The sequence below is a fragment of the Streptomyces sp. NBC_01351 genome, from assembly GCF_036237315.1.
In the GTDB taxonomy this organism is placed as follows: Bacteria; Actinomycetota; Actinomycetes; order Streptomycetales; family Streptomycetaceae; genus Streptomyces.
This window is the reverse complement of record NZ_CP108356.1, coordinates 7,308,800-7,329,663: the sequence shown is the minus strand read 5'-3', so window position 1 is coordinate 7,329,663 and position 20,864 is coordinate 7,308,800. Positions and strand designations below refer to the sequence as shown.

Sequence of the window (20,864 nt, the reverse complement as noted above, 5' to 3'; positions counted from 1 at the left end):
TGGAATCTTCCTCTCGACTGAAAATTCAGTCAAGAGTTTGAGCAGCACATCCAACAGGATTCTGAAGTTCCCATCAGACTGGTGGTCCGGGAGTGGGGGTCACAGGAAGTAGAGGCGACTCAGGGGAACCTCCTGCGCCGGCTCCGAGCGCAGGGGTGCTCCGTCGAGGGTGACCAGGCCGCTGCGCGCGTCGACCTGTACGTCACCGAGCCTGGCGTTGTTGACCATGTCCGCGGGGCCGATCCCCCGCGTACCGCGCACGGCTACCCTGCGGCGGCGGGTCGTCATCCCGTCGTAGGGCCTGCCCGAGGACCCGGCTTCGGCCGCGGCCTGGCTGACGAAGGCCACCGAAAGGTCCGCCGGCGCGGCTCCGTGGCCTCCGAAGAGAGGGCCGAGGACCAGCGGTTCACAGCTGTCGGTGGCCGCGTTCGGGTCCCCCGTGACCCCGTACGCGGGGAAGCCGGACTTGAGGACCATCTGCGGCTTGGCGCCGAAGAACGGCGGCCGCCACAGCACGATGTCGGCGAGTTTGCCGACCTCGATCGAGCCGATCTCGTGGGCCAGGCCGTGGGCGATGGCCGGGTTGATGGTCAGCTTGGCCACGTAGCGCAGGACGCGGGCGTTGTCGTCGCCCTCCCCGTCACCGGGCAGCGGCCCCAGCTCGCCCTTCATCTTCGCGGCCATCGCGAAGGTCCGGCGGATGGTCTCGCCCGCCCGGCCCATGCCCTGGGCATCGGAGGAGGTGATGCCGATCGCACCCAGGTCGTGCAGCACACCCTCGGCGCCCATGGTGCCCGCGCGGATCCGGTCACGGGCCATGGCCGCGTCGCCGGGAAGGTCCGGCTTGAGAGCATGGACCGAGACGATCATCCCGTAGTGCTCGTCGATGGCATCCCGGCCGAAGGGCAGGGTCGGGTTGGTGGAGGAGCCGATGACGTTCGGCACGCCCGCCATCTTCAGCACGTTCGGGACGTGCCCGCCGCCGCAGCCCTCGATGTGGAAGGCGTGGATCGTGCGGCCCTCCAGCACCCGCAGGGTGTCCTCGACGGAGAGGCACTCGTTCAGGCCGTCGCTGTGCAGGGCGACCTGGACGTCGTACTCCTCGGCCACGCGCAGGGCGGTGTCCAGGGCCCGGGTGTGGGCGCCGAGGTCCTCGTGCACCTTGAATCCGCAGGCGCCGCCCTCGGCGAGGGCCTCGACCAGGGGCGCCTCATGGGAGGAGGAACCCCGAGCCAGGAAGCCGATGTTGACGGGCCACGCGTCGAAGGCGTTGAACCCGTGCTTCAGCGCCCACGGGGAGTTGACGCCGACGCCCCAGCTCGGCCCGATCTCCTGGCCGATGATCGTGGTGACGCCGGAGGCGAGGGAGGCCTCCATGATGCGCGGGGAGAGCAGGTGAACGTGGGTGTCGACGGCGCCGGCGGTGGCGATGAGGCCTTCACCGGAGACGATGGTCGTACCGGTGCCGACCACGACGTCGACCCCGTCGAGGGTGTCGGGATTTCCGGCCCGGCCGATCGCGTGGATCCGGCCCTCGCGGATGCCGATGGAGACCTTGCGGATGCCGAGGACGGCATCGATCACGAGGACGTTGCTGATCACGACGTCGCAGGTCTCGCGGACGGCGGCGGCCTTCAGGTGCAGGCCGTCACGGGCCGTCTTGCCGAAACCGGCCAGGAACTCGTCACCGGGCCGTTGCGAATCGGACTCCACGCGGACGACGAGACCCGAGTCGCCGAGGCGGACGCGATCTCCCGCGCGAGGACCGTGCACGGTGGCGTACTCGTGGGGGTCGATGTGCCGGCTGCCCGGCGCACAGTGGTCGCTGTGCCTGGTCTGCTTGCTCATGACTGTGCTCCTCGTGAGTGCTCCGCGCCCAGGTAGCCGCAGGCGGCGGCCCGGCGCAGGGCCTCCTCCTTCACTCCGGGCCCGTCCAGCGGCCCGTCCACCAGCCCCGCGAAACCGATCGCGATGCGGGCACCGCCGATCGGCACCAGCTCGACTTCCACGGATTCGCCCGGTTCGAAGCGCGTGGAGGATCCCGCCGGTACGGCCAGACGCATCCCGTAGGCGGCGGCGCGGTCGAAATCGAGGCGGGGGTTCGCCTCGAAGAAGTGGAAGTGGGAGGTGACGCTGACCGGGACCGTGGCGGTGTTGCGCACCGCGAGGGTCGCTGCGGGGCGAGGCCCTTCCACGGTCTCCGAGGCCGGTATGACCGCACCCGGGGCGCTCGGGTCCCAGGGCAGGGCTCCAAACGGGGCGCTGACCACGGCCAGCCGCGTTCCGTCATCGAAGACGGCCTCGACCTGGATCTCGGTGACCACGTCGGCGACCCCGGGCAACACGTCGTCAGGCCCCAGCACGGTACGGCCACGGCCGACGGCCTCGGCGAGGCGCAGGCCGTCACGGGCCGCCTCGCAGACCGTGTCGGCGATGAGCGCGGTCGCTTCCGGGACGTTCAGGCGAAGCCCTCGGGCATGACGGGAGCGCGCGAGCTCGGCGGCGGTGAAGAGCAGTAGTCGGTCACGCTCAGTGGGGGTCAGGGCCATGTGTTCATTCCTTCTCCGGAAGTGAGCAGGACGCCACCGAGGGGATCACCGCGGCAAGGGGCGGCTTCTACGGGGCGGCGGCCCGGGCGGGCGACAGGGACAACACACCGCGCCCGCGGTGGAACCACTCTGGCACTGACTGAAAAATCAGTCAATACGCGAGGTGAACGGAAGACACACGATTGGATCTCGACTTTCGGAGCCCGGAGCCCGGAGCCCACGGCGGGCCGCGGTCCCGGCGTGGGGCTACTTCTGGTGCAGCCGCGCCAGTTCGGCGTCGATCGCGCCTTCCATCAGCGCACGCGCGTGCGTCATCCGGAGTCCGCCGCTGAGCCAGCGCATGCTCAGGCCCTCCAGGAGCGCGGTGAGCCGCTCGCCGGCCGCGGCCAGGGCTGCGGCCGGGGCCGTCGGCTCCACCTGGCCGAGCAGGGCGGCGACCTCCTGGACCCACACCAGGGTCGCCCGGGCCAGGTCCTCCCGCAGCACCTCGTCGAAGACGGCGCTCGCGCGCAGCTCGCCCCAGGCGGAACTGTTCTCCCTCACCTCGGCGGTGTCCTGGAGCTCCAGGAGGAGGGTCTCGGCGAGTTCCTCGCGGGGGCTGAGCGGTTCCGCGTCCTCGTCCCGGGTCGTGGTGTAGCGCTCGGCCCGGTCGTTGATGAACTCGAGCGTCGCACGCAGGAGCCCGGTGCGGTCCTTGAAGTGGTAGTAGAGCAGCGAGGTGGACACACCCGCCTCGGCGGCCACTTCCTCTACGCGCAGGCCACGGACGCCGCTCCTGGCAATCACCCGGGCGGCCGCTTCGAGGATGGATTTGCGTCGGGCCATGCGGCGAACCTTACCCGGCCGTTCCTGACCACGGGGAATCGGTCTCCGGGCGCCGATTCACCCCGCGCTCCGGTGGTGGCTCATTTCCACCGTGACGGACCCACCGCCCGGGCCGGCCTCGATCAGGCGCACGATCGCGAGGTCCTTGCCGTCGGCGCTGCGGATGCAGAAGGGGCGATCGCCACTCAGGCTGCCGAACGCGATCGCGGCCACCGGTTGCGTCTCGACCCCCCGCACGCACTCGGCGGGGCTCAGCTCGTCCCCGGCCGCGATGAAGGCGTCGCTGTCCTCGGGGGCGACGAACTCGGTCCGGGTGCGCGCCAGGTACCACGTGGCGGTATCCGCCGGGACCACCTTTCCGGCCTTGAGGTCGAATTCGTAGGCCGGTTCCGGGGACGTCAGCTCGACGTTCGCGTAGCCGGCCGTGAAGGCGGCGCCCGACGGGGCGGGCGACTCGGAGTTGCCGCCCGGGGCGGCGGGGGCCCCCGTCGCCTTCTCGGCGGGCACGTCCAGGTAGTAGGCCGCGGCGCCCGCCAGCACCAGCGCGGAGGCGGCCGCCACGGCCACGACGGGCAGTCGGCGTCCACGTCGACGGGCTCGGCGGGAGGGGGGTTCCGGCCGAACACCCGGTGCGGCGTGCGGAGATGGAGCCGCAGGTGCCGTGAGGGTGAGTTGGTCGTGGGGAGTCGGGGCCGCGGGCCTTTCGACGTGCCCGGGTATCTCGCTGCTGACCTGGTGGGGGAGCCAGTCGTCGGTGAACTCCAGGCGATGGCCCACGGCGGGATGGGCGCGTACGGCCGTGATCAGCTCGATCGGCGCCGGCCGGTCACCGGGCTGCTTCGACAGGCACCACGACAGCAGATCGCGCAGGTCGTGCGGCACCTTGGAGAGGTCGGGCTGCTCGTGAACCACCTTGTACAGGGCGGCCGACTCCGCTCCGGCTCCGAACGGGGGCACGCCCCCGGCCACGTACGCCGCGAGCGCTCCGAGAGCGAAGACGTCGGTCGCCGGGGTGACTTGTACGCCCATCGCCTGCTCCGGCGCCATGAACGCGGCGGTGCCGATCCGCAGCCCGACACCGGTCAGTGCGGTGGCGTCGGCGGCGCGCGAGATCCCGAAGTCGATGACGCGGGGGCCGTCCTCGGCGATCAGGACGTTGGCGGGCTTGAGGTCCCGGTGGACGACCCCCGCCCGGTGGATGGCCTGGAGCGCCTCGGCGATCCCCGCCACTAGCAGCAGCACCGTACGCGTCGGCAGCGGACCGTGGCGCTGCACCACCTGCTGCAGGGACGGTCCGGGCACGAAGGCGGTGGCCAGCCACGGAGTGGGGGCGTCCACCCCCGAATCGACCACCTGGGCGGTGAACAGGCCGTGGATGCGCCGGGCGCTGGCGACTTCCTGCGCGAAACGGCGGCGGAATTCGGGATCGCCGGCGAAATCCGCACGCACCGCCTTCAGTGCGATCGGGCGGCCCCCCGGCGTGTGGGCCAGGTACACCACCCCCATACCGCCCGAGCCGAGCCGGGCGTGGAGGCGGTAGCCGCCGATCTCTCGGGGGTCGTCGACGGACAGGGCCTTGTGGGCGGGTTGCACACCGGAAAGCTGAGCGGACATGCGGTGGCTCTTTCGGCGATATGAACGAACAGCAGGACGCGGCCCGAGCTGGTACCTCCACGGCCACGACCGGCACCGCGCATGCGGAGCCGGCTGCCCCGCATCGTGCCGCTAACTGAAGATTCAGTCAATGTGAGACGATGTCCACCGAGACCGCCAGGAGGGGATCAGGCAGTGACGGACCGCAGAACGGCAATCTTGGAAGCCGCCGCCCGGCTCATAGCCAGGCGCGGGGTCCGCGGGCTGCGGGTGGAGGAGCTCGCGGCCGAAGCCGGGGTGTCCACGGCGCTCGTCTACTACCACTTCAAGGACCGGGCCGGCATTCTCCGTCGCACCCTGGAGTTCATCAACGACCGGGCGGAACGGTACACGGGCGGCCTCGACGACGAGGACGCGTCCCCTTCCGACCCTCGCAAGACGCTGGAGCAGTCCCTCCTGCTCGAATTCCAGGACATGCCGGCGGTGCGCGAGAACAGCACGGCGTGGGGCGAGCTGCGCGCCAGCGCGATCTTCGAGCCCGAGCTGCGGGAAGACCTGGCCAAGGCCGGCCTGAGCTGGGTCCAGGAGGTCGCTTTCCTCCTGGCGTGCGCGCAGCCGATGACACCCGCCCCCGCGCTCACGGCCTCCGCCGAACGCCTGACCGCGCTGCTCGAAGGACTCAGCATGCGCTGGCTCAGCGGCGTGCTGCAGGTGTCCCACGCCCGCGAGCTCATGCTGGAAGCCGTCGAAGTGGAACTGGGGCACCTGGGCCGGTCGAATCAGAACTGAGGCCCCCGCCCGGCCTTGACCCCCCTCCTCGCCTCATGGGCAGCAAATTGACTGAAACTTCAGTCAGTGCGAGAGTGTCGACAAGGCGCCCCACCCGCCCTGACGGACCCGGCCCGGCCCCCACAGACGGTGCAGCCGATGCCCTGTGCTCCAACCAGGCCCAGGCTGCGATCCCTGTGCCACGCGTCCCCGGGATGCCCCTCGCCGCCGGATAGCTTCATCCCGCCAGTTCACGATCGGAGTCCACCGTGTCCGAACTTCCCCCCTCCCGCCGTACGACGCTCCGCGCGTTCTTCGCCGGCTTCGGCATGCTCGCCCTCGGCTCCTCGGCCTGCGGTCCCGGTGAGTCCGGGCAGCCCGGCGCCTCCCCCAGCGCCACCCCCACCGGCCAGTCCCCCAAGCCGGCCGGCGCCCGGAGGCTGGGCGCCGAGTGGGAGAGCCACACGCGCACCTTCATGTCCTGGCCCGCCCTGGCGGCCGGCGTCTGGGAGGAAGACCTGCCGTACGTACGGGAGGACATCGCCCGGGTGGCACGGGCGATCGCGGAGTACGAGTACGTCGTCATGATGGCCAGGCCCGACCAGCAGGCCGCGGCCCAGAAGGCGTGCGGCTCCCAGGTCGAGGTCATCCCCCTACAGGTCGACGACCTGTGGGCGCGGGACACCGTGCCGGTGTTCGTGGAAGAGGCCGGGAAGGTGATCGGTGTCGACTTCAACTTCAACGGCTGGGGGAACAAGCAGGAGCACAAGAACGACGCCCTGGTCGGCCGTGCCCTCCTGGAGAAGTACAAGATCCCGCGGGTCCAGGCTCCGCTGGTGGCCGAGGGGGGTTCCTTCGAGACGGACGGCGAGGGCACCCTCCTGATCACGGAGAGCTCGATCGTCAACGACAACCGCAACCGCGGCAAGAGCCGGGACCAGATCGAAGCCGAGCTCAAGCAGAACCTGGGCGTCGAGAAGGTGATCTGGCTCGCCGGCGTGCGCGGCGAGGACATCACCGACGCGCACGTCGACAGCCTCGTGCGGTTCACGGCGCCCGGTGTGGTCCTCCTGGACCGGGCGTTCCCCGGGATGCCCGCCGATTCCTGGTCCCGCTCGGCCGACCAGGCGAAATCCGTCCTCGACAAAGCGACCGACGCGCGGGGGCGGCGCCTGGAGATCATCGACCTGCAGCAGCCCGACCCGGACAGGATCACGGGCCGCGGCGACGACTTCCTGTCGACGTACGCCAACTTCTACGTCGCCAACGACTCGGTGTTCATGCCCCGCTTCGGTGACGCCAAGGCCGACGACCGTGCGCGCGGAATCCTTCAGGAGCACTTCCCCAAGCGCGACATCGTGCCCATCAAGATCGACACGATCGCCGCGGGCGGCGGCGGGATCCACTGCGCCACCCATGACCAGCCCGGCAAGCCCGCCGCCTAACGGCGGAACCCACCCTCGGAGCGACTGTGTCCACGACACGACGGCACCCGCCGACCCGTAGCAGGCTGCTCGCACCCGGCCTGGTCCTCCTCGCCGTGGTGGTGGCCGTGACGGTGGGGGCGTGGCTCCAGTTGGGGGAACGGCAGGCCCTGGACACCCGGTATTCGGTGGGCGGTTCCGCTCCCGACCGCGTGGACGTCGACGCGTCGATCCAGCGTGTCGACGCCGCCGGCCGGGAGTTGGTCCTGCGCGTCCTGGTCACCCCTCGCGGGCGGCTCGCCGAGGCCGGCGGCGTCTCCCCCGTCGAAGACCTCACCCTCCAGACGTCGCCGTCCATCCGGGGTGACCTGGCCTTCAAGGCCCACAGCCGGATCGCGACCGTGGACGTACCCGTCACGTTGACGGGCGGTTCGATCACGGACTACCCGTTCGACGCGTACGACGCCGCGATCGAGTTCGGCGCCACGCAGGGGGGACGGGAGGTCCCCGTCCGGATGCGGCTGTCCAACAACGACGTGCTCTTCTCCGCGTCCGTGGACGCTTCGGAGATCGACGGGGCGGCCGTCTTCGACGTCGGCCTGGGCCGTTCCAACAGCGTGCTCATCTTCGCCGTCTTCATGATGGTGGCGATGTGGGCGCTCGCCGTCTCCGTACTGATCGGAACCTGGTTCCTGGTCACCCGGCGCAAGGGCCTGGTCTGGCCCGCCCTGGGATGGATGGCCGCCACGCTCTTCGCGTTGGCCGCCTTCCGCAACACGGCCCCCGGAACACCACCCATCGGCTGCCTCCTCGACTACATCGCCTTCCTCTGGGCGGAGACCGTCATCGCCTTCTGCGTCATCACCGCGGTCGCGATGGGCATCAGGGCCGAAACGCGCCCTGATTGACCCCGCCCCAGACGTTGAGGCCCAGGACGCGGTCCACCGCGATCTCGACGACGACCAGGTCCCGCGGGGCGGGCGGGGACTCGCGGTAGCGGGCGGTGTAGCGGCGTACCGCCTCGGCCAGGCGGGCGGGATCGTCGGTGACGGCGGCCGTCCCTTCGAGGGTGACCCAGCGGAAGCCGTCCGCCTGGCAGAGCGCGACCCGGGCCGCCGGGCCGGCGGCCGCCACGTTCCGGGCCTTGCGGGCTCCCGCCCGGGTGGTCACCCGGGCCAGGCCGGTGGCCGCGTCGTAGGTGAAGCGGACGGGGGCTACGTGCGGAGTGCCGTCGGGGCGCAGGGTGGTGAAGGTGCCCGCGTGGGGGCGTGTCAGGAACGTTCGTGTGGTGGAGGCGAGTTCGTCGGTCACCCGGCTCACTTCTTCTTCACTCCCTCGTTCCAGATCAGTTTGGCGATGTTCGGCTTCACGGCCGTGGTGATGACGCCCATGGCCGTACGGACGTACCGCCGCTCGTCCAGCTCGCGCAGCATGCTCGCCGCGAGGTCGGCGCGGGCGGTGAAGACGCCGTCCGCGCTGGTCTCGGCGGTGCGGTAGCCGGTGACGACGGGGTGCTCGAAGAGGCCCGAGGGGCGGACGAGCGTCCAGTCGAGGTCCGTCCGGCGGATCACGGCCTCCATGCGGCGCATGTCCTCGTGGAGGGTGCGTCCGAGGCGACGGTTCACGAGCGGGTCGAGCACGTGGTTGAAGAAGTGCGCGCCGGTGGGGCGCCAGTCGGGGTCGGCGATGCTGGAGCTGACGACGAGCAGCCGCTCGACCCCGTGGCGGCCCATCGCCCCAGTGATGACGGTGGCGCCGGCGGAGTACGTGGTGACGGTCTCCTTGCTGAAGCGCGCCCCCAGCGCCGAGAGGACGGCGTCCGTCCCCCGGACCGCGGCGTCGACGGCCTCCGGGTCGGTGGCGTCGGCCACGGCGACGGTGAGGCCGGGCCGTTCGGGCAGGGAGCCGGGGCGGCGGGTCACGGCGACGACCTCGTGGCCGGCCGCGAGGGCTTGGTCGGTGAGGTGGCGGCCGGTCGGTCCGTTGGCGCCGAAGATGGCGATGCGCATGGTGTCGGGTGATCCCTTCGTGTGACTGCCGGAACGCCCTTGACTGTGCCGATCACGCCACTCAGGCTCAACGACGATGAATAACGCAGCCCCTGCCCCCGGCCGCACCCGAGGCCGGCCCCCCGGGAACCCTCCGACCCGCGAGTCGATCGCCTCGGCGGCCCGTGCGCTGTTCCTGGAACGCGGCTACCGGGGCACCACATTGCGCGCGGTGGCCGGGGCCGCCGGGGTCGATGCGGCGTTGATCGCGTACCACTTCGGCTCGAAGAAGGGCCTGTTCGCGGACGTGATGCAGGTCCAGTGCGCCAATGCGCTGGCGGTGGACGAGGTGCTCGGAGGTGACCCGGCCGGCCTCCCCGACCGGCTGATCGACGCGGTGACGGACCTGTGGGAGGACGCCGACTTCCGGCGGCTCAGCACCCAGGGCGACGAGGCCGCACAGGTGCTGCGCGAATACCTGGAACGCGAGCTCCTGGCCCGGCTCGTTGAATTCCTCGGGGGCCGGGACGCGACCGCCCGCGCCACGGCCGTGGTGACGATCCTCGGCGGTCTCATCTACACCCGCTACCTCAACCCCCTCCCCACCCCGGCCGCCCTCACCCCGGCCGAGACCCGCCGCGTTCTGGCCCCGGCCCTCCGCGCGGCCCTGGCCCCGAGGACGCGCACCGCACCGTCGGCCGGAGCGCGCCGGCGGGGCTCGCCGGGCCGGTAGGTCAGGGTTCCGGGTCCCTGTCCGTCGGTACGCACAGGACCGGTACGGGTGACAGGTGCAGGAGCTTGTGCGGGGTGGAGCCGAGGAGGGCGCCCCGGAGAGGGCTGTCGCCCCAGCTGCCGACGATGATGACCCGCGCGTGGTGGCGCTCGGCGGCGTCGAGCAGGGCCTGGGCCGGTTTCTCGTCGACCACCTCGACCGTGGAGGGCACTCCGGCCTCGTCGGCGGCGTCGACGGCGCGCGCGAGGGCGCTGCGGCCCGCCTGGCGGACGGCCTCCCGGTGGGCGCGGTACTCCTCGCCCGTCGCGCCCGGGGCGGCCGCGCCGTAGACGAGGACGAGGGGCTCACCGAAGGCGGTGGCCACCTCCAGCGCCACGTGCAGGGCCCGCTCCGCGCCGGGCGATTCGTCGTACCCCAGGACCACGGACATAGGGCTTCCCTCTCAGTTCTTGCGGCCGTGGACGAGGTCCGGGTCGGCCACGCCCCGTCGCTCGCGCCAGAACCTGCCGTCGTGCAGCCGCCAGTAGCACATGACGAGCACGCCGACGACGGCGATGCCGATCCCGATGACGAGCGGCGGGCCGAGCCCGAACCAGGAGACCCCGCTGGCGGAGTTCTCGGGGTTCGACATGTCCTGGACCGACTCGACGAGCAGCCAGATCAGCAGCCCGGCGCCGATCACCGGGCCCGCGCCGATGAGCAGGAAGTTCCGCGGGGTCTCCAGCAGGTGGCGGCGGTAGTAGATGGCGCAGGCCAGGCCGGTGAGCGCGTAGTAGAAGGCGATGAGCAGGGAGAGCGCGGTCAGCGAGTCCAGGAGGGCGTTCTCGCTGATCTGGTTGACCACGAGGTACCAGCCGATGGCGATGGCGGCCACCCACCAGGTGCTGACGTCCGGGGTCCGGAAGCGCGGGTGGATGTGCGCGAGGTGGGGCGGCAGCGCGTGCCGGCGGGCCATGGACAGGGCGGTGCGGGAGGCGGGGATGATCGTGGTCTGGGTGGAGGCGAGCGCGGAGGTGGAGACGGCGGCGAGCACCACCCAGTCCCAGCCGCCCATGACCTCGTTCGCGAGTACGGCGAACACGGCCTCCTCCTCGTCCGCGTTCTCGGCGAGGAAGGTGGTGCCGGCGTAGGCGACGACGGCGAAGCCCACGGACAGGTAGGTCACGAGGAGGACGACGGTCGACCAGATGCCGGCCTTGCCGGGCGCGGTCGCGGAGTTCTCGACCTCCTCGGTGAGGTTGACCGCCGACTCCCAGCCCCAGTAGATGAACACGCCGAGCAGCAGGCCGCCGGTGAGGGCGGCGCCGCCCGCGCCGAAGGGGTTGAGCCAGCCGATGGACGGTTCGATCGAGTCGAGGGTGCTGGTGCCGGCGTAGACGCGGTAGATGGCCACGACCGCGAAGACGAGGAGGAAGAACACCTGGGCCAGGATGAGGACGTCCTGGAGGTGGGCGGAGAGTTCGGTGCCGATGACGCAGATGAGGGTCATCAGCAGGATCACGGCGACGGCCAGGCCCTGCCGGATGGCGTCGTTGGCGGCCCAGCTGTCCAGGCCGACGGCGAGCAGTCCGAATTGGACGGCGACGTCGGCCAGGGAGCCGATGACGAGCACTCCGGTCATCGCGATGGCCCAGCCGCCGAGCCAGCCCGCCCAGGGGCCCATGGCGCGCGTGACCCACGAGAAGGTCGTACCGCAGTCCTGGTCGACCTTGTTGAGGTAGTAGAAGGCGGCTGCGATCAGCAGCATCGGTACGAAGGAGGCCAGCATCACGCCCGGCGCGTAGATCCCGGCCAGGGCGACGATCGGCCCGAGGACGGCGGCGAGGGAGTACGCGGGCGAGGTGGAGTTCAGGCCGATGACCAGGGCGTCGAGGAAGCCGATCGCGTTCGCCTTGAGTCCTGGGTCGGAATTGCCGTTCCCCGCTCCGCCAGCGCTCTCACCGTCGTGGACCATGTACGCATGGTCACGCACCCGGCGACGGCGCGCGAGGCGGCGCCACCCGTCAGGGGCGGGTGTTCCAGCCCGCGATCACCGGGAGGCCGTGTTCCGTGGAGAGCGTGCTGACGGTGCCGGTGCGCAGCAGGAACAGCCGCCCGTCGGCGGGGTCCAGGCCCAGGTAGCGGGCGGTGAGGACGCGGAGGAAGTGCCCGTGGGCGACGACGACCACGTTGCCGTCGTCCGCGCGGAGCACGGGGGCGACGCGGGCCAGGACGCGGTCCGCGCGGGCGCCCACCTGGGTGGCGTCCTCCCCGGGGTGGTGGGCGTCGCCGGGCGGGACGCCGTGGGTCCACAGGGACCAGTCGGGGGTGGTCCGCTGGATCTCGGCGGTGGTGACGCCCTCGTAGCCGCCGTAGTCCCACTCGTGGAGGTCGGGAAAGGGGACGCCTCCCGTGAGGCCGGCGAGTTCGGCCGTGGCCACGGCCCGGCGCAGCGGGCTGGTCAGTACCAGGGCGGGGTGGCGGTCCCGGAAGAAGGGGGCCAGTGAGATGGCCTCCTCGACGCCGTGCGCGGTCAGCGGAACGTCGGTGAGTCCGGTGTGCCGGCCGTTGGCGCTCCAGGCCGTCTCTCCGTGCCTCACCAGCAACAGGTCGCTCATTCTCGGGACCCTATGTCTTCCGGCATGTCGGCGCGGTCGGGCCGGGCGGGCGTGTCACTGTCGGGCGTCATGGACGTTGGGCCGCGGCTGCGCGCGCTGATGATCGTGTTGACGCTGGTGACCGGCCTGGTGGAGGCGGTGAGCCTGCTCGCGCTCGGGCCGGTGTTCACGGCGATGCAGACCGGCAACGTGCTGTTCCTGGCCTTCGGGGCAGCTCAGGCGGGCAGTCTGCCGGCCCTGCCCTCCGCGGTCTCCCTGGCGGCCTTCGTCCTCGGTGTGCTCTGTGGAGCGTGGATGGAGTCGCTCGCGGAGGTGCGGGCGCGGCGCTGGTTCATCATCGGGCTCGCCGTCGAGGCCGCGCTGATCCTGGCCGCCGCGGGCATCGGCTGGGGCCTGGAGCCGCGCTACGGAGCTCCGACGGCCCGGCACCTGATCGTGACGGCCGTCCTGGCGTTCGCGATGGGGATCCGCACGCTCACGATCATGCGGGCGAACGTGCCAGGGGTGCCGACGACCCTGGTCACCCGGTCCATGACCGCCTTCTTCGGGGGCTCCGCGATGGGTCAGGGCAGCGCCTTCGGATACGGGACCGTCGCCTGGGAGCTGCGCGGCATGTCCGTGCTGGCGATGTTCGCGGGCGGTTTCGCCGGGGCGCTGCTGGTGCGGGCCGGATGGACCGTGGGCTGGCTGCTGCTGCCGATCGCGGCGCTGGTGCTGGTGTCGGCCGCGGCCGAGCTGGGGCAGCCCAGGTTGCAATCGGGGCAGGTGAGTCGCGGCAAGGGATCCGGCTGAACCGGGCCTTTGGTGTGCCATTGGTACAGTCGCGGCATGTCGGTGGACGAGCTCGACACCCGAATCCTGCGCCTGCTGATCGAGCAGCCGCGCACCAGCGTCCGTGAGTACGCCCGGATCCTCGGAGTCGCACGCGGCACCCTCCAGGCCCGGCTGGACCGGCTGGAGCGCACCGGGGTGATCACGGGGACGGGGCCGGTGCTGTCCCCCGCCGCGCTCGGGCATCCGGTGCTGGCCTTCGTGCACATCGAGGTCACGCAGGGGCACCTGGACGACGTCGGTGACGCGCTCGCGGCCGTGCCCGAGATCATCGAGGCCTTTTCGATCACCGGCGGCGGGGACCTGCTGACCCGGGTGGCGGCCCGGGACAACGCGCATCTGGAGGACGTGATCCAGCGGCTGATCCGGCTGCCCGGCGTGGTCCGCACGCGCACCGAGGTGGCCCTGCGCGAACGGGTCCCGCACCGGCTGCTGCCGCTGGTGGAGTCGGTGGGACGGGCAGCTCGCAAAACCTGACAGGATGGTCGAGACAGGACACGACCGGCAGGACGGGCAGAGCGGATGCTTTCCGTCATATTCGATCTCGACGGCACCCTCGTGGACAGCGAGCCGAACTACTACGAGTCAGGGCGCCGCACCCTGGCGCGGCACGGGGTCCCCGATTTCACGTGGGAGGAGCACTCCCGCTTCATCGGCATCGGAACCCTGGAGACGCTGGAGATCCTCAGGGACCGCCACGGGATCGAGGCGCCGGTCGAGCAGCTGCTCGCCGAACAGAACGCCGCCTACCTGGAGCTGGCCCGCGCGGAGACCGAGACCTTCCCCGAGATGCGCAAGTTCGTGGAGCGGCTGCACTCCGAGGGCGTGCCGATGGCGGTGGCCTCCGGTTCCTCGCGCGAGGCGATCGACGCCGTGCTGGCGGGCACCGGGCTGGACGTGCTGCTGACCACGGTGGTCTCCGCCGAGGAGGTCGCCCACGGCAAGCCCGCCCCGGACGTGTTCCTGGAGGCGGCCCGGCGGCTGGGCGCGGCGCCCGCCGACTGCGTGGTGGTCGAGGACGCGGCGCCTGGGGCGCTGGCCGCCCACGCCGCGGGCATGGACTGCGTGGCGATCCCGTACGTGGCGCGGACCGCGCACGACCCGGCCTTCGCGGACGCCGGTCTGCTCTTCCCCGGCGGGCAGGGCGAGTTCAGCGCGGACGCGGCGCACGACTGGCTGACGGGTCTGCGGTCGGCCTGATCCCGGGGCGTCCCGGTAGGCACTCTGGTGCTCTGCCGGGGTGGCTGCCACCATGCCCGCGTGACCTCGACCCAGCCTCCGGGCACACACTCCCCCGGCCCGCGGGGCAGCGGGCCGCGCGGCTGGCCCCTGCTCGGGAACCTCCCGGCCTTCGCCCGCGATCCGCTGGCCTTCTTCGAATCCCTGCGCGACGAGCACGGGGACTGGGTCCCCTGGGCGCTCGGCCCGCAGCGCAACGTGCTGGTCTCCCGGCCCGAGCACGTCGGCGAACTGCTCGGCGCCGTGGAGTCCACCTTCGAGCCGATGGAACTGGGCTGGGCCTTCCACCAGTTGCTCGGCGACGGGGTGGTCGTCGCCCGGGGGGACGACTGGCGCCGCAAGCGGGCCCTGGTCCAGCCCGCCGTACGACCCCGCCAGGTGCGCTCGTACGCCGCCACGATGGTGGAGTGCGCGGACGCGCTGGCCACGGCCTGGCAGGAGGGCGACCTCGTGGACGTGCACCGGGAGATGGCCGGACTCACCCAACGGATCGCGGTGCGCACCCTGTTCGGCAGCGACGCCGCCGGCCGGGAGGCACCCATCAGCGCGGCCATGGCCACGGCGCAGCGGGAGCTGGGGGCCGAGTTCCGGGGGGTGACGCTGTTCCTCCCGCCCTGGGTGCTCACGCCCGGCCGGCGCCGGATGCGGCAGGCGGTGGCCGTGCTCGACCGGGAGATCGAGCACGTCATACGCGAGCACGAGGCGGCGTCGAAGGAGGGCGCGGAGCGGGACGACCTGCTGAGCCGGCTGCTCGCCGCCCGCGACGAGCACGGCGGCCCGCTGTCCCGCAAGGAGCTGCGCGACGAGTCGATCACCCTGTACATCGGCGGACACGAAACCACCTCGACCACGCTGACCTGGGCCTGGCAGCTGCTGTCGGGGGCGCCCGGGGCGCGGACCCGGCTGAGGGAGGAGCTGGACCGGGTACTCGGCGGGCGGCTCCCCACGTACGACGACTACGCGCGGCTGCCGTGGACCCAGCAGGTGGTCAAGGAGGCCCTGCGGATCTACCCGCCGATCTGGCTGATCTCGGCGGTGGCCACGGAGGGCGCGAGCATCGGCGGCCGGCCGGTGCCCGCGGGGACCTCGGTGTGGACCAGCCCCTGGTCGGTGCACCGGGATCCCCGCTGGTTCCCCGACCCGGAGGCCTTCCGGCCCGAGCGGTGGGACGCGGACGCCCCGCACACCATCCCGGAGCACGCCTGGTTCCCCTTCGGCGGCGGCCCGCGGGCCTGCCTGGGGGCGCGGTTCGCGCTGGTGGAGGCGGCGCTCGTACTCGCCGTACTGGCGCAGCGGTTCCACCTGGACAGCGGCACCGAGCGGGCCGGGGTGTTCCCCGGGCTCACCCTCCAGCCGAAGTCGCAGGTCCTGGCGACCCTGGTGGCGCCCTGACGTCGCCCCGACGGTCGCGGGAAGATCCCGCGAGCCCCACGAGTTAGTAGAACCGTGAACGAAATCTCGCGGGACTTCGACGTGGACGTGGTGGTCATCGGCGCCGGGCAGGCGGGCCTGTCCAGCGCCTACCACCTCGCCCGGACGGGGATCGAGCACGTGGCCCTGGACCACGCGCCCCGCCCGGGCGGGGCCTGGCAGTTCCGCTGGCCCTCCCTCACCTACGGCAAGGTCCACGGGATGCACGCCCTGCCCGGTATGGAGCTCACGGGGGCGGACGCGCGGCGGCCCTCGTCGGAGGTGATCGGGGAGTACTTTGCCGCATACGAGGACCGCTTCGACCTGCGCGTACGGCGTCCCGTGGACGTGTCGGCCGTACGGGACGCAGGCGACGGGCGGCTGCGGGTGGAGTCCTCGGACGGCATCTGGTCGGCCCGGGCCCTGATCAATGCCACCGGGACCTGGGACCGGCCGTTCTGGCCGCGCTACGCCGGCCAGGAGACCTTCGGCGGCCGCCAGCTCCACACCGCGAACTACCCGGGTCCGCAGGAGTTCGCCGGGGCGCGGGTGATCGTCGTGGGCGGCGGCACCTCCGCGGTACAGCACCTGCTGGAGATCGCCGAGGTGGCGGCGGAGACCACCTGGGTGACCCGGCGGCCCCCGGTCTTCCGCGACGGGAGCTTCGGCGAGGCCGAGGGCCGGGCGGCGGTGGCCCTGGTCGACGAGCGGGTACGCCGGGGTCTGCCGCCGCAGAGCGTGGTCAGCGTGACGGGACTCCCGCTGAACGAGGCCGTCCGGGCCGGTCTGGACTCGGGGGTGCTGGGGCGGCGCCCGATGTTCGAGCGGATCACCGCCTCGGGCGCCGTCTGGGCGGACGGGAGCCGGGTGGAGGCGGACGTCATCCTGTGGGCGACCGGATTCCGCGCGGCCGTCGACCACCTGGCACCGCTGCGCCTGCGCGAGCCGGGCGGCGGCATCCGGGTCGAGGGGACCAGGGCCGTCCGCGACGAGCGCGTCCACCTCGTGGGCTACGGCCCTTCCGCATCGACCATCGGCGCGAACCGCGCGGGCGGGGCCGCGGTCCGCGAGATCCGCCGCCTCCTGGACAGGGAGCGGGTGGGCGCGCCGGCGATCCGAGCGGGCTCCGGACTTCACCCCGTCCCGGGCGGGGGCGGCTCGACGGCGAACTCCCGGGCCGGGGTGTCCGCGTCGCGGGCGGCCTGGTCCGCATAGACGCAGCCCGTGCCGCCGCGCACGTCGACGACGGGGTCGTTCCACTGCTCGGAGTCGTCGGGGACGAAGACGTGCGCCCGGCGCAGCTCGGCGTCGTAGACCAGCAAGGACACGATGTCGTACAGCCATTGGCCGATCTCACGGTGCCCCTGACGGGGGTGGTCGGAGGGGCCGCCGAGCCGGATGACGAAGTAGCGCCCCTCCTGCCAGTGGCCCCCGTTGTCCAGCCACTCGCCCTCCGCCACCGGGAGGCCGTCCACCCACAGGCGTGCCTCTGCCGGACTGCCCCGCAGCAGGAGGGCCGCCCGGTGGCGGTCGTCGGGCGTGAACCGCACCCGGACCTCGTGCCGGCTGTAGCAGTCGACGAACGAGCTGCAGGCCCCGGGTGCCCAGCCGCGGTGGCGCGGGGCCGCCCCGTCCGGCACCGGGAGCGGATCCAGGGAGCAGACCTCGGGCACGTTGCAGGCCCGGTCCACGCGGCGGGAGCAGCCGAGCCCGAGCGCCGCGATGTCGCGCGGCGCGGCCGTGGACAGCAGCTCGCCCAGGCGTTCCAGGTACCGGTCCTCACCGACCAGGTCGGTGAGGTCGGCCTCGTCGAACCACCACAGCAGCAGGTCGACTCCGATCGGCGAACGGGCCAGCGACTCCCGCCAGGCCGGCCTGTCGCGGCCCCACCGCGCGGCCAGGCGCTCGCGCCGTTCACGCTCGGCGGCCACGGCGGCGGCCTCTTCGATCGGCACGGCCCGCTCCACCGGCGATCGGGTGCCGGGCGTCAGGCCGTACGGTGGTTGCGCGTCGGACGGCTGCGCGTCCGGAGCGTCCCGCTTCGCTTTCGTCTTCCACAACCGCTTCACGGCTCGGCCCCCTCGGTCCACGCGCCCGCAGACCGCCGATCGTAGGCTCGGCGCCGTGCCCGCCGCCCCTCATTTCCTCGCTGCGGGGCCCGCGTTCGCGCGCAGCCGGTTGAACTCCGCCACGTGCTTCTTGTGTTCGTCGTAGGTCGCCGAGAAACGGGTGTCCCCCGGCTTCACGGTGACGAAGAACAGCCACTCGCCTGGCGTCGGGGCGACCGCGGCCGCCATGGCCGCCAGCCCGGGGCTGTCGATCGGGGTGGGCGGCAGTCCCTGGCGTTCGTACGTGTTGAACGGGCTGTCGATGCGGGTCTCGCTGAGCTTGGTGTCCACCGTGCTGCGGTTCAGCGCGTAGTTGATGGTGGAGTCCATCTGGAGCGGCATCGACTTCGCCAGCCGGTTGTGCACCACCCGGGCGACCTTGCCCATGTCGGCGCGATTGTCGGCCTCCGCCTCGATGATGCTGGCCAGCGTGGCCGTCTGGTACGGGGTCATGCCGTGGGCCTTGCCGCCGTCCGCGACGGCCCGGGTGGCGAGCTTCTCGTTCGCCGTCCGCACCATGTGGGCGAGGAGCTCGGCCGGGGTGGTCTTTGAGGTCACCGGATAGGTCGCGGGGAACAGATAGCCCTCCGGATTGCCCTTGGCTTCCGCCGGCAGCACCAGCCCGGCCGTGGGCACCGCCGCCTTGGTGGAGCCCGCCGGAAGGCGGAGTTCGCGGTCCACCGCCGCGTAGACCTGCGGGGCCCGCCAACCCTCGGGGATCAGCAGCCGGCGCGGGGTTTCCGGCGCCGGTTCGCCCCGGAGCATCGGGATCAGGACCACCGCGCCGATCGCGAGCAGTGCGGTGAGGAAGAGCGCCAGCCGACCCCGGCGGGTGAGGCGGGAACGGTGCTGTGGCGGCAGGTACTCATGACGCATGCGGGAACGCTAACGCGGCGAGCGCGACATTCACGACATCCAGCCCGGTGTGCCGGTCATACGATCACACGTTGACCGGAGCCAAAGGGGTGAGGTCCCGGTCCCGGCGGACCAGGGCGGCGTACCGGCCGTCGGCCTTGAGCAGCTCCTCGTGCGTACCGCGCTCCGCGATCCGCCCCTTGTCCAGCACCACGATCTGGTCGGCGTCGCGGACGGTGGAGAGCCGGTGCGCGATGGTGATCGTGGTGCGGCCCGCGGACAGGTTGTCGATGGCCTGCTGCACGGCGTGCTCGGTGCGGGTGTCCAGGGCGCTGGTCGCCTCGTCGAGGATCAGCACCGGCGGGTCCCGCAGGATGGTGCGCGCGATGGCGAGGCGCTGCTTCTCCCCGCCGGAGAACCGGTAGCCGCGCTCGCCGACCAGGGTCGCGTACCCGTCGGGCAGGGACTCGATGTGCTCGTGGATCTGGGCCGCGCGGGCCGCCTCCTCGATCTCCTCGTCCGTGGCGTCCGGCTTGGCGAAGCGCAGGTTGTCCGCGACCGAGGCGTGGAAGAGGTAGGTCTCCTGCGAGACCACGCCGATGGAGCGGGCCAGCGAGTCGAAGTCGAGGTCGCGCACGTCCACCCCGTCGAGGGCGACCCGGCCGCCCGTGACGTCGTAGAGCCGGGGCACGAGGTAGCTGAGCGTGCTCTTGCCGGAGCCGGTGGGGCCGACCACGGCCAGGGAGCCGCCGGCCGGGACCGTGATGTCGATGCCGGAGAGGGTCGGCCCGCTCTTGGCTTCGTACTCGAAGTCCACGCCCTCCAGCGTGACCTCGCCCTTGGCCCGGTCGATGCGCAGCGCACCCTCACGTTCGGTGATGTCCACCGGCAGGTCGAGGTACTCGAAGATGCGGGCGAAGAGGGCGAGCGAGGTCTGAATCTGAACTCCGGTCGACAGCAGGCTCACGGCGGGCCGGAAGAGGCCCTGCTGGAGGGTGACGAAGGCGACCAGGGTGCCGACGGAGAGCGAGGGGGCGCCCGTCTGGAGGGCTATGCCGGCGGCCCAGTAGATGAGCGCGGGCATGGCGGCCATGACGATGCCGATGGTGGACATCCGCCACCGCCCGGCCATGCTGGAGCGCACTTCGAGGCCGACGAGCTTCTCGGACTCCTCGGCGAAGGCGGCCGTGAGGGACTCGGAGCGGCCCATCGTGCGGCCGAGCAGGATGCCGCTCACTGACAGCGACTCGGTGACGGTCGCGGCCATGGCGGCCATCTGCCGCTGGCGCTGCGTGGTGATCTTCTTGCGCTCGCGGCCGACGCGGCGGCTGATCCACACGAAGACGGGCAGCAGGAGCAGCGAGACGACGGTGAGCCGCCAGTCGAGGGCGAGCATGGCGACGACGGTGGCGATGACGGCCGTGAGGTTCGAGACAAGCGAGGTCGCGGTGGAGGTGACGGTGGCCTGCATGCCGCCGATGTCATTGGCGATGCGGGACTGCACCTCGCCGGTGCGCGTCCGGGTGAAGAAGGCCAGCGGCATCCGCTGCAGCTGTGCGTAGACGGCGGTGCGCAGGTCGTGCATCACGCGCTGGCCGACCGTCGTGGAGATCAGGGTCTGGAGCACGCCGAAGACGCTGGTGACGACGGCGATCAGGATCATGCCGAGGGCGAGCAGGCTGAGCAGCCCGGTACGACCCTGCGGGATCGCGACGTCGAGGATCTCCTTGAGCAGGAACGGCGAGGCGACGCCGACCAGCGAGGAGGCGCCGACGAGCAGGCCGACGACGGCGAGCCGGCCCCGGTAGGGCCGGAAGAGCCCCATGATGCGCCGCAGCTCGCGGGGCTGCTGCGCGGGGGCGGGACGGGTCGGGTCGAGGGGATCGTTCGATGGGGTCCACTTCGGTTCGTCGTGCGGCATGGGCACCCTCTCGGGGTTCGGGA

General features: G+C 72.0%; 21 protein-coding genes. 9 read left to right on the top strand and 12 right to left on the bottom strand.

Annotation, left to right across the window (positions count from 1 at the left end):
- Window positions 1–99: 99 nt before the first annotated feature.
- The 4 genes from OG625_RS33765 to OG625_RS33750 form a co-directional block, all read right to left on the bottom strand.
- Entirely contained in the window at window positions 100–1,848 is a 1,749-nt protein-coding gene (locus OG625_RS33765; protein WP_329388567.1) for an urease subunit alpha, read from the bottom strand.
- Complete coding sequence (gene ureA, locus OG625_RS33760; protein WP_329388565.1) at window positions 1,845–2,549, bottom strand: urease subunit gamma; 705 nt, start codon at window positions 2,547–2,549, stop codon at window positions 1,845–1,847. The genes OG625_RS33765 and ureA overlap by 4 nt, the downstream gene beginning before the upstream one ends.
- 246 nt (window positions 2,550–2,795) lie before the next feature.
- A complete protein-coding gene (locus tag OG625_RS33755; protein ID WP_329388563.1) occupies window positions 2,796–3,374 on the bottom strand; it encodes a TetR/AcrR family transcriptional regulator in 579 nt (192 codons plus the stop codon).
- 57 nt (window positions 3,375–3,431) lie between these two features.
- Window positions 3,432–4,988: a serine/threonine-protein kinase gene (locus OG625_RS33750; protein WP_329388561.1), complete on the bottom strand. Its 1,557-nt coding sequence runs from the start codon at window positions 4,986–4,988 to the stop codon at window positions 3,432–3,434.
- 174 nt (window positions 4,989–5,162) lie between these two features.
- Between OG625_RS33750 and OG625_RS33745 the strand changes: the two genes are divergently transcribed.
- The 3 genes from OG625_RS33745 to OG625_RS33735 all read left to right on the top strand — a co-directional run bounded on the left by OG625_RS33745 (window position 5,163) and on the right by OG625_RS33735 (window position 8,067).
- Complete coding sequence (locus tag OG625_RS33745) at window positions 5,163–5,756, top strand: TetR/AcrR family transcriptional regulator (RefSeq protein ID WP_329388559.1); 594 nt, start codon at window positions 5,163–5,165, stop codon at window positions 5,754–5,756.
- 248 nt (window positions 5,757–6,004) lie between these two features.
- A complete protein-coding gene (locus OG625_RS33740; protein WP_329388557.1) occupies window positions 6,005–7,180 on the top strand; it encodes an agmatine deiminase family protein in 1,176 nt (391 codons plus the stop codon).
- Between the two features lie 26 nt (window positions 7,181–7,206).
- Window positions 7,207–8,067 (top strand): DUF4436 family protein, encoded by an 861-nt coding sequence (locus OG625_RS33735; RefSeq protein ID WP_329388555.1) that lies wholly within the window; start codon window positions 7,207–7,209, stop codon window positions 8,065–8,067.
- Here OG625_RS33735 and OG625_RS33730 read toward each other — a convergent pair.
- Both OG625_RS33730 and OG625_RS33725 read right to left on the bottom strand, forming a co-directional pair.
- Window positions 8,042–8,470 carry a pyridoxamine 5'-phosphate oxidase family protein gene (locus OG625_RS33730; protein ID WP_443067825.1) on the bottom strand — a complete coding sequence of 143 codons (429 nt, stop codon included), beginning with the start codon at window positions 8,468–8,470 and terminating at the stop codon, window positions 8,042–8,044. The genes OG625_RS33735 and OG625_RS33730 overlap by 26 nt on opposite strands.
- Window positions 8,471–8,475: 5 nt before the next feature.
- A complete protein-coding gene (locus OG625_RS33725) occupies window positions 8,476–9,168 on the bottom strand; it encodes an NAD(P)-dependent oxidoreductase (protein WP_329388553.1) in 693 nt (230 codons plus the stop codon).
- A gap of 76 nt (window positions 9,169–9,244) precedes the next feature.
- On the opposite strand from OG625_RS33725, the gene OG625_RS33720 reads away from it, so the two are divergent.
- A complete protein-coding gene (locus tag OG625_RS33720; protein WP_329388550.1) occupies window positions 9,245–9,880 on the top strand; it encodes a TetR/AcrR family transcriptional regulator in 636 nt (211 codons plus the stop codon).
- A gap of 1 nt (window position 9,881) precedes the next feature.
- Here the strand turns inward: OG625_RS33720 and OG625_RS33715 are convergent, their stop codons facing one another.
- Genes OG625_RS33715 through OG625_RS33705 form a run of 3 tightly spaced genes read right to left on the bottom strand, consistent with a single transcriptional unit; the run spans window position 9,882 to window position 12,477 of the window.
- On the bottom strand, window positions 9,882–10,310 hold the full coding sequence (locus tag OG625_RS33715) for a universal stress protein (protein ID WP_329388548.1): 429 nt from the start codon (window positions 10,308–10,310) through the stop codon (window positions 9,882–9,884).
- A gap of 12 nt (window positions 10,311–10,322) precedes the next feature.
- Window positions 10,323–11,834, bottom strand: coding sequence for an APC family permease (locus tag OG625_RS33710; protein WP_329388546.1), 1,512 nt, complete (start codon window positions 11,832–11,834; stop codon window positions 10,323–10,325).
- A 49-nt stretch (window positions 11,835–11,883) separates the two neighbouring features.
- Window positions 11,884–12,477, bottom strand: a complete 594-nt coding sequence (locus OG625_RS33705) for a histidine phosphatase family protein (protein WP_329388544.1) — start codon at window positions 12,475–12,477, stop codon at window positions 11,884–11,886.
- A 69-nt stretch (window positions 12,478–12,546) separates the two neighbouring features.
- Between OG625_RS33705 and OG625_RS33700 the strand changes: the two genes are divergently transcribed.
- Genes OG625_RS33700 through OG625_RS33680 form a run of 5 tightly spaced genes read left to right on the top strand, consistent with a single transcriptional unit; the run spans window position 12,547 to window position 17,172 of the window.
- Window positions 12,547–13,269 (top strand): YoaK family protein, encoded by a 723-nt coding sequence (locus tag OG625_RS33700; RefSeq protein ID WP_329388542.1) that lies wholly within the window; start codon window positions 12,547–12,549, stop codon window positions 13,267–13,269.
- A gap of 36 nt (window positions 13,270–13,305) precedes the next feature.
- Window positions 13,306–13,785, top strand: a complete 480-nt coding sequence (locus OG625_RS33695; protein ID WP_329388540.1) for an Lrp/AsnC family transcriptional regulator — start codon at window positions 13,306–13,308, stop codon at window positions 13,783–13,785.
- 45 nt (window positions 13,786–13,830) lie between these two features.
- A complete protein-coding gene (locus OG625_RS33690) occupies window positions 13,831–14,508 on the top strand; it encodes an HAD family hydrolase (RefSeq protein WP_329388538.1) in 678 nt (225 codons plus the stop codon).
- Between the two features lie 60 nt (window positions 14,509–14,568).
- Window positions 14,569–15,939: a cytochrome P450 gene (locus tag OG625_RS33685; protein WP_329388536.1), complete on the top strand. Its 1,371-nt coding sequence runs from the start codon at window positions 14,569–14,571 to the stop codon at window positions 15,937–15,939.
- A 54-nt stretch (window positions 15,940–15,993) separates the two neighbouring features.
- Complete coding sequence (locus OG625_RS33680) at window positions 15,994–17,172, top strand: NAD(P)-binding domain-containing protein (RefSeq protein WP_443067824.1); 1,179 nt, start codon at window positions 15,994–15,996, stop codon at window positions 17,170–17,172.
- Here the strand turns inward: OG625_RS33680 and OG625_RS33675 are convergent.
- The 3 genes from OG625_RS33675 to OG625_RS33665 form a co-directional block, all read right to left on the bottom strand.
- Complete coding sequence (locus OG625_RS33675; RefSeq protein ID WP_329388534.1) at window positions 17,091–17,912, bottom strand: hypothetical protein; 822 nt, start codon at window positions 17,910–17,912, stop codon at window positions 17,091–17,093. The two genes, OG625_RS33680 and OG625_RS33675, sit on opposite strands and share 82 nt — an antisense overlap.
- Before the next feature lie 183 nt (window positions 17,913–18,095).
- The gene (gene mltG / locus OG625_RS33670; protein ID WP_329388532.1) at window positions 18,096–18,941 is read right to left on the bottom strand and encodes an endolytic transglycosylase MltG; all 846 of its coding nucleotides are present in this window, start codon (window positions 18,939–18,941) and stop codon (window positions 18,096–18,098) included.
- A gap of 64 nt (window positions 18,942–19,005) precedes the next feature.
- Window positions 19,006–20,841 carry an ABC transporter ATP-binding protein gene (locus tag OG625_RS33665; protein ID WP_329388530.1) on the bottom strand — a complete coding sequence of 612 codons (1,836 nt, stop codon included), beginning with the start codon at window positions 20,839–20,841 and terminating at the stop codon, window positions 19,006–19,008.
- Window positions 20,842–20,864: the final 23 nt, after the last annotated feature.

Excerpts from the sequence above, each read along its gene's own strand:
- OG625_RS33765 (WP_329388567.1), bottom strand. The coding sequence starts at position 1,848 with ATGAGCAAGCAGACCAGGCACAGCGACCACTGTGCGCCGGGCAGCCGG.
- ureA (WP_329388565.1), bottom strand. The coding sequence starts at position 2,549 with ATGGCCCTGACCCCCACTGAGCGTGACCGACTACTGCTCTTCACCGCC.
- OG625_RS33755 (WP_329388563.1), bottom strand. The coding sequence starts at position 3,374 with ATGGCCCGACGCAAATCCATCCTCGAAGCGGCCGCCCGGGTGATTGCC.
- OG625_RS33750 (WP_329388561.1), bottom strand. The coding sequence starts at position 4,988 with ATGTCCGCTCAGCTTTCCGGTGTGCAACCCGCCCACAAGGCCCTGTCC.
- OG625_RS33725 (WP_329388553.1), bottom strand. The coding sequence starts at position 9,168 with ATGCGCATCGCCATCTTCGGCGCCAACGGACCGACCGGCCGCCACCTC.
- OG625_RS33720 (WP_329388550.1), top strand. The coding sequence starts at position 9,245 with ATGAATAACGCAGCCCCTGCCCCCGGCCGCACCCGAGGCCGGCCCCCC.
- OG625_RS33715 (WP_329388548.1), bottom strand. The coding sequence starts at position 10,310 with ATGTCCGTGGTCCTGGGGTACGACGAATCGCCCGGCGCGGAGCGGGCC.
- OG625_RS33710 (WP_329388546.1), bottom strand. The coding sequence starts at position 11,834 with ATGGTCCACGACGGTGAGAGCGCTGGCGGAGCGGGGAACGGCAATTCC.
- OG625_RS33705 (WP_329388544.1), bottom strand. The coding sequence starts at position 12,477 with ATGAGCGACCTGTTGCTGGTGAGGCACGGAGAGACGGCCTGGAGCGCC.
- OG625_RS33700 (WP_329388542.1), top strand. The coding sequence starts at position 12,547 with ATGGACGTTGGGCCGCGGCTGCGCGCGCTGATGATCGTGTTGACGCTG.
- OG625_RS33695 (WP_329388540.1), top strand. The coding sequence starts at position 13,306 with ATGTCGGTGGACGAGCTCGACACCCGAATCCTGCGCCTGCTGATCGAG.
- OG625_RS33690 (WP_329388538.1), top strand. The coding sequence starts at position 13,831 with ATGCTTTCCGTCATATTCGATCTCGACGGCACCCTCGTGGACAGCGAG.
- mltG (WP_329388532.1), bottom strand. The coding sequence starts at position 18,941 with ATGCGTCATGAGTACCTGCCGCCACAGCACCGTTCCCGCCTCACCCGC.
- OG625_RS33665 (WP_329388530.1), bottom strand. The coding sequence starts at position 20,841 with ATGCCGCACGACGAACCGAAGTGGACCCCATCGAACGATCCCCTCGAC.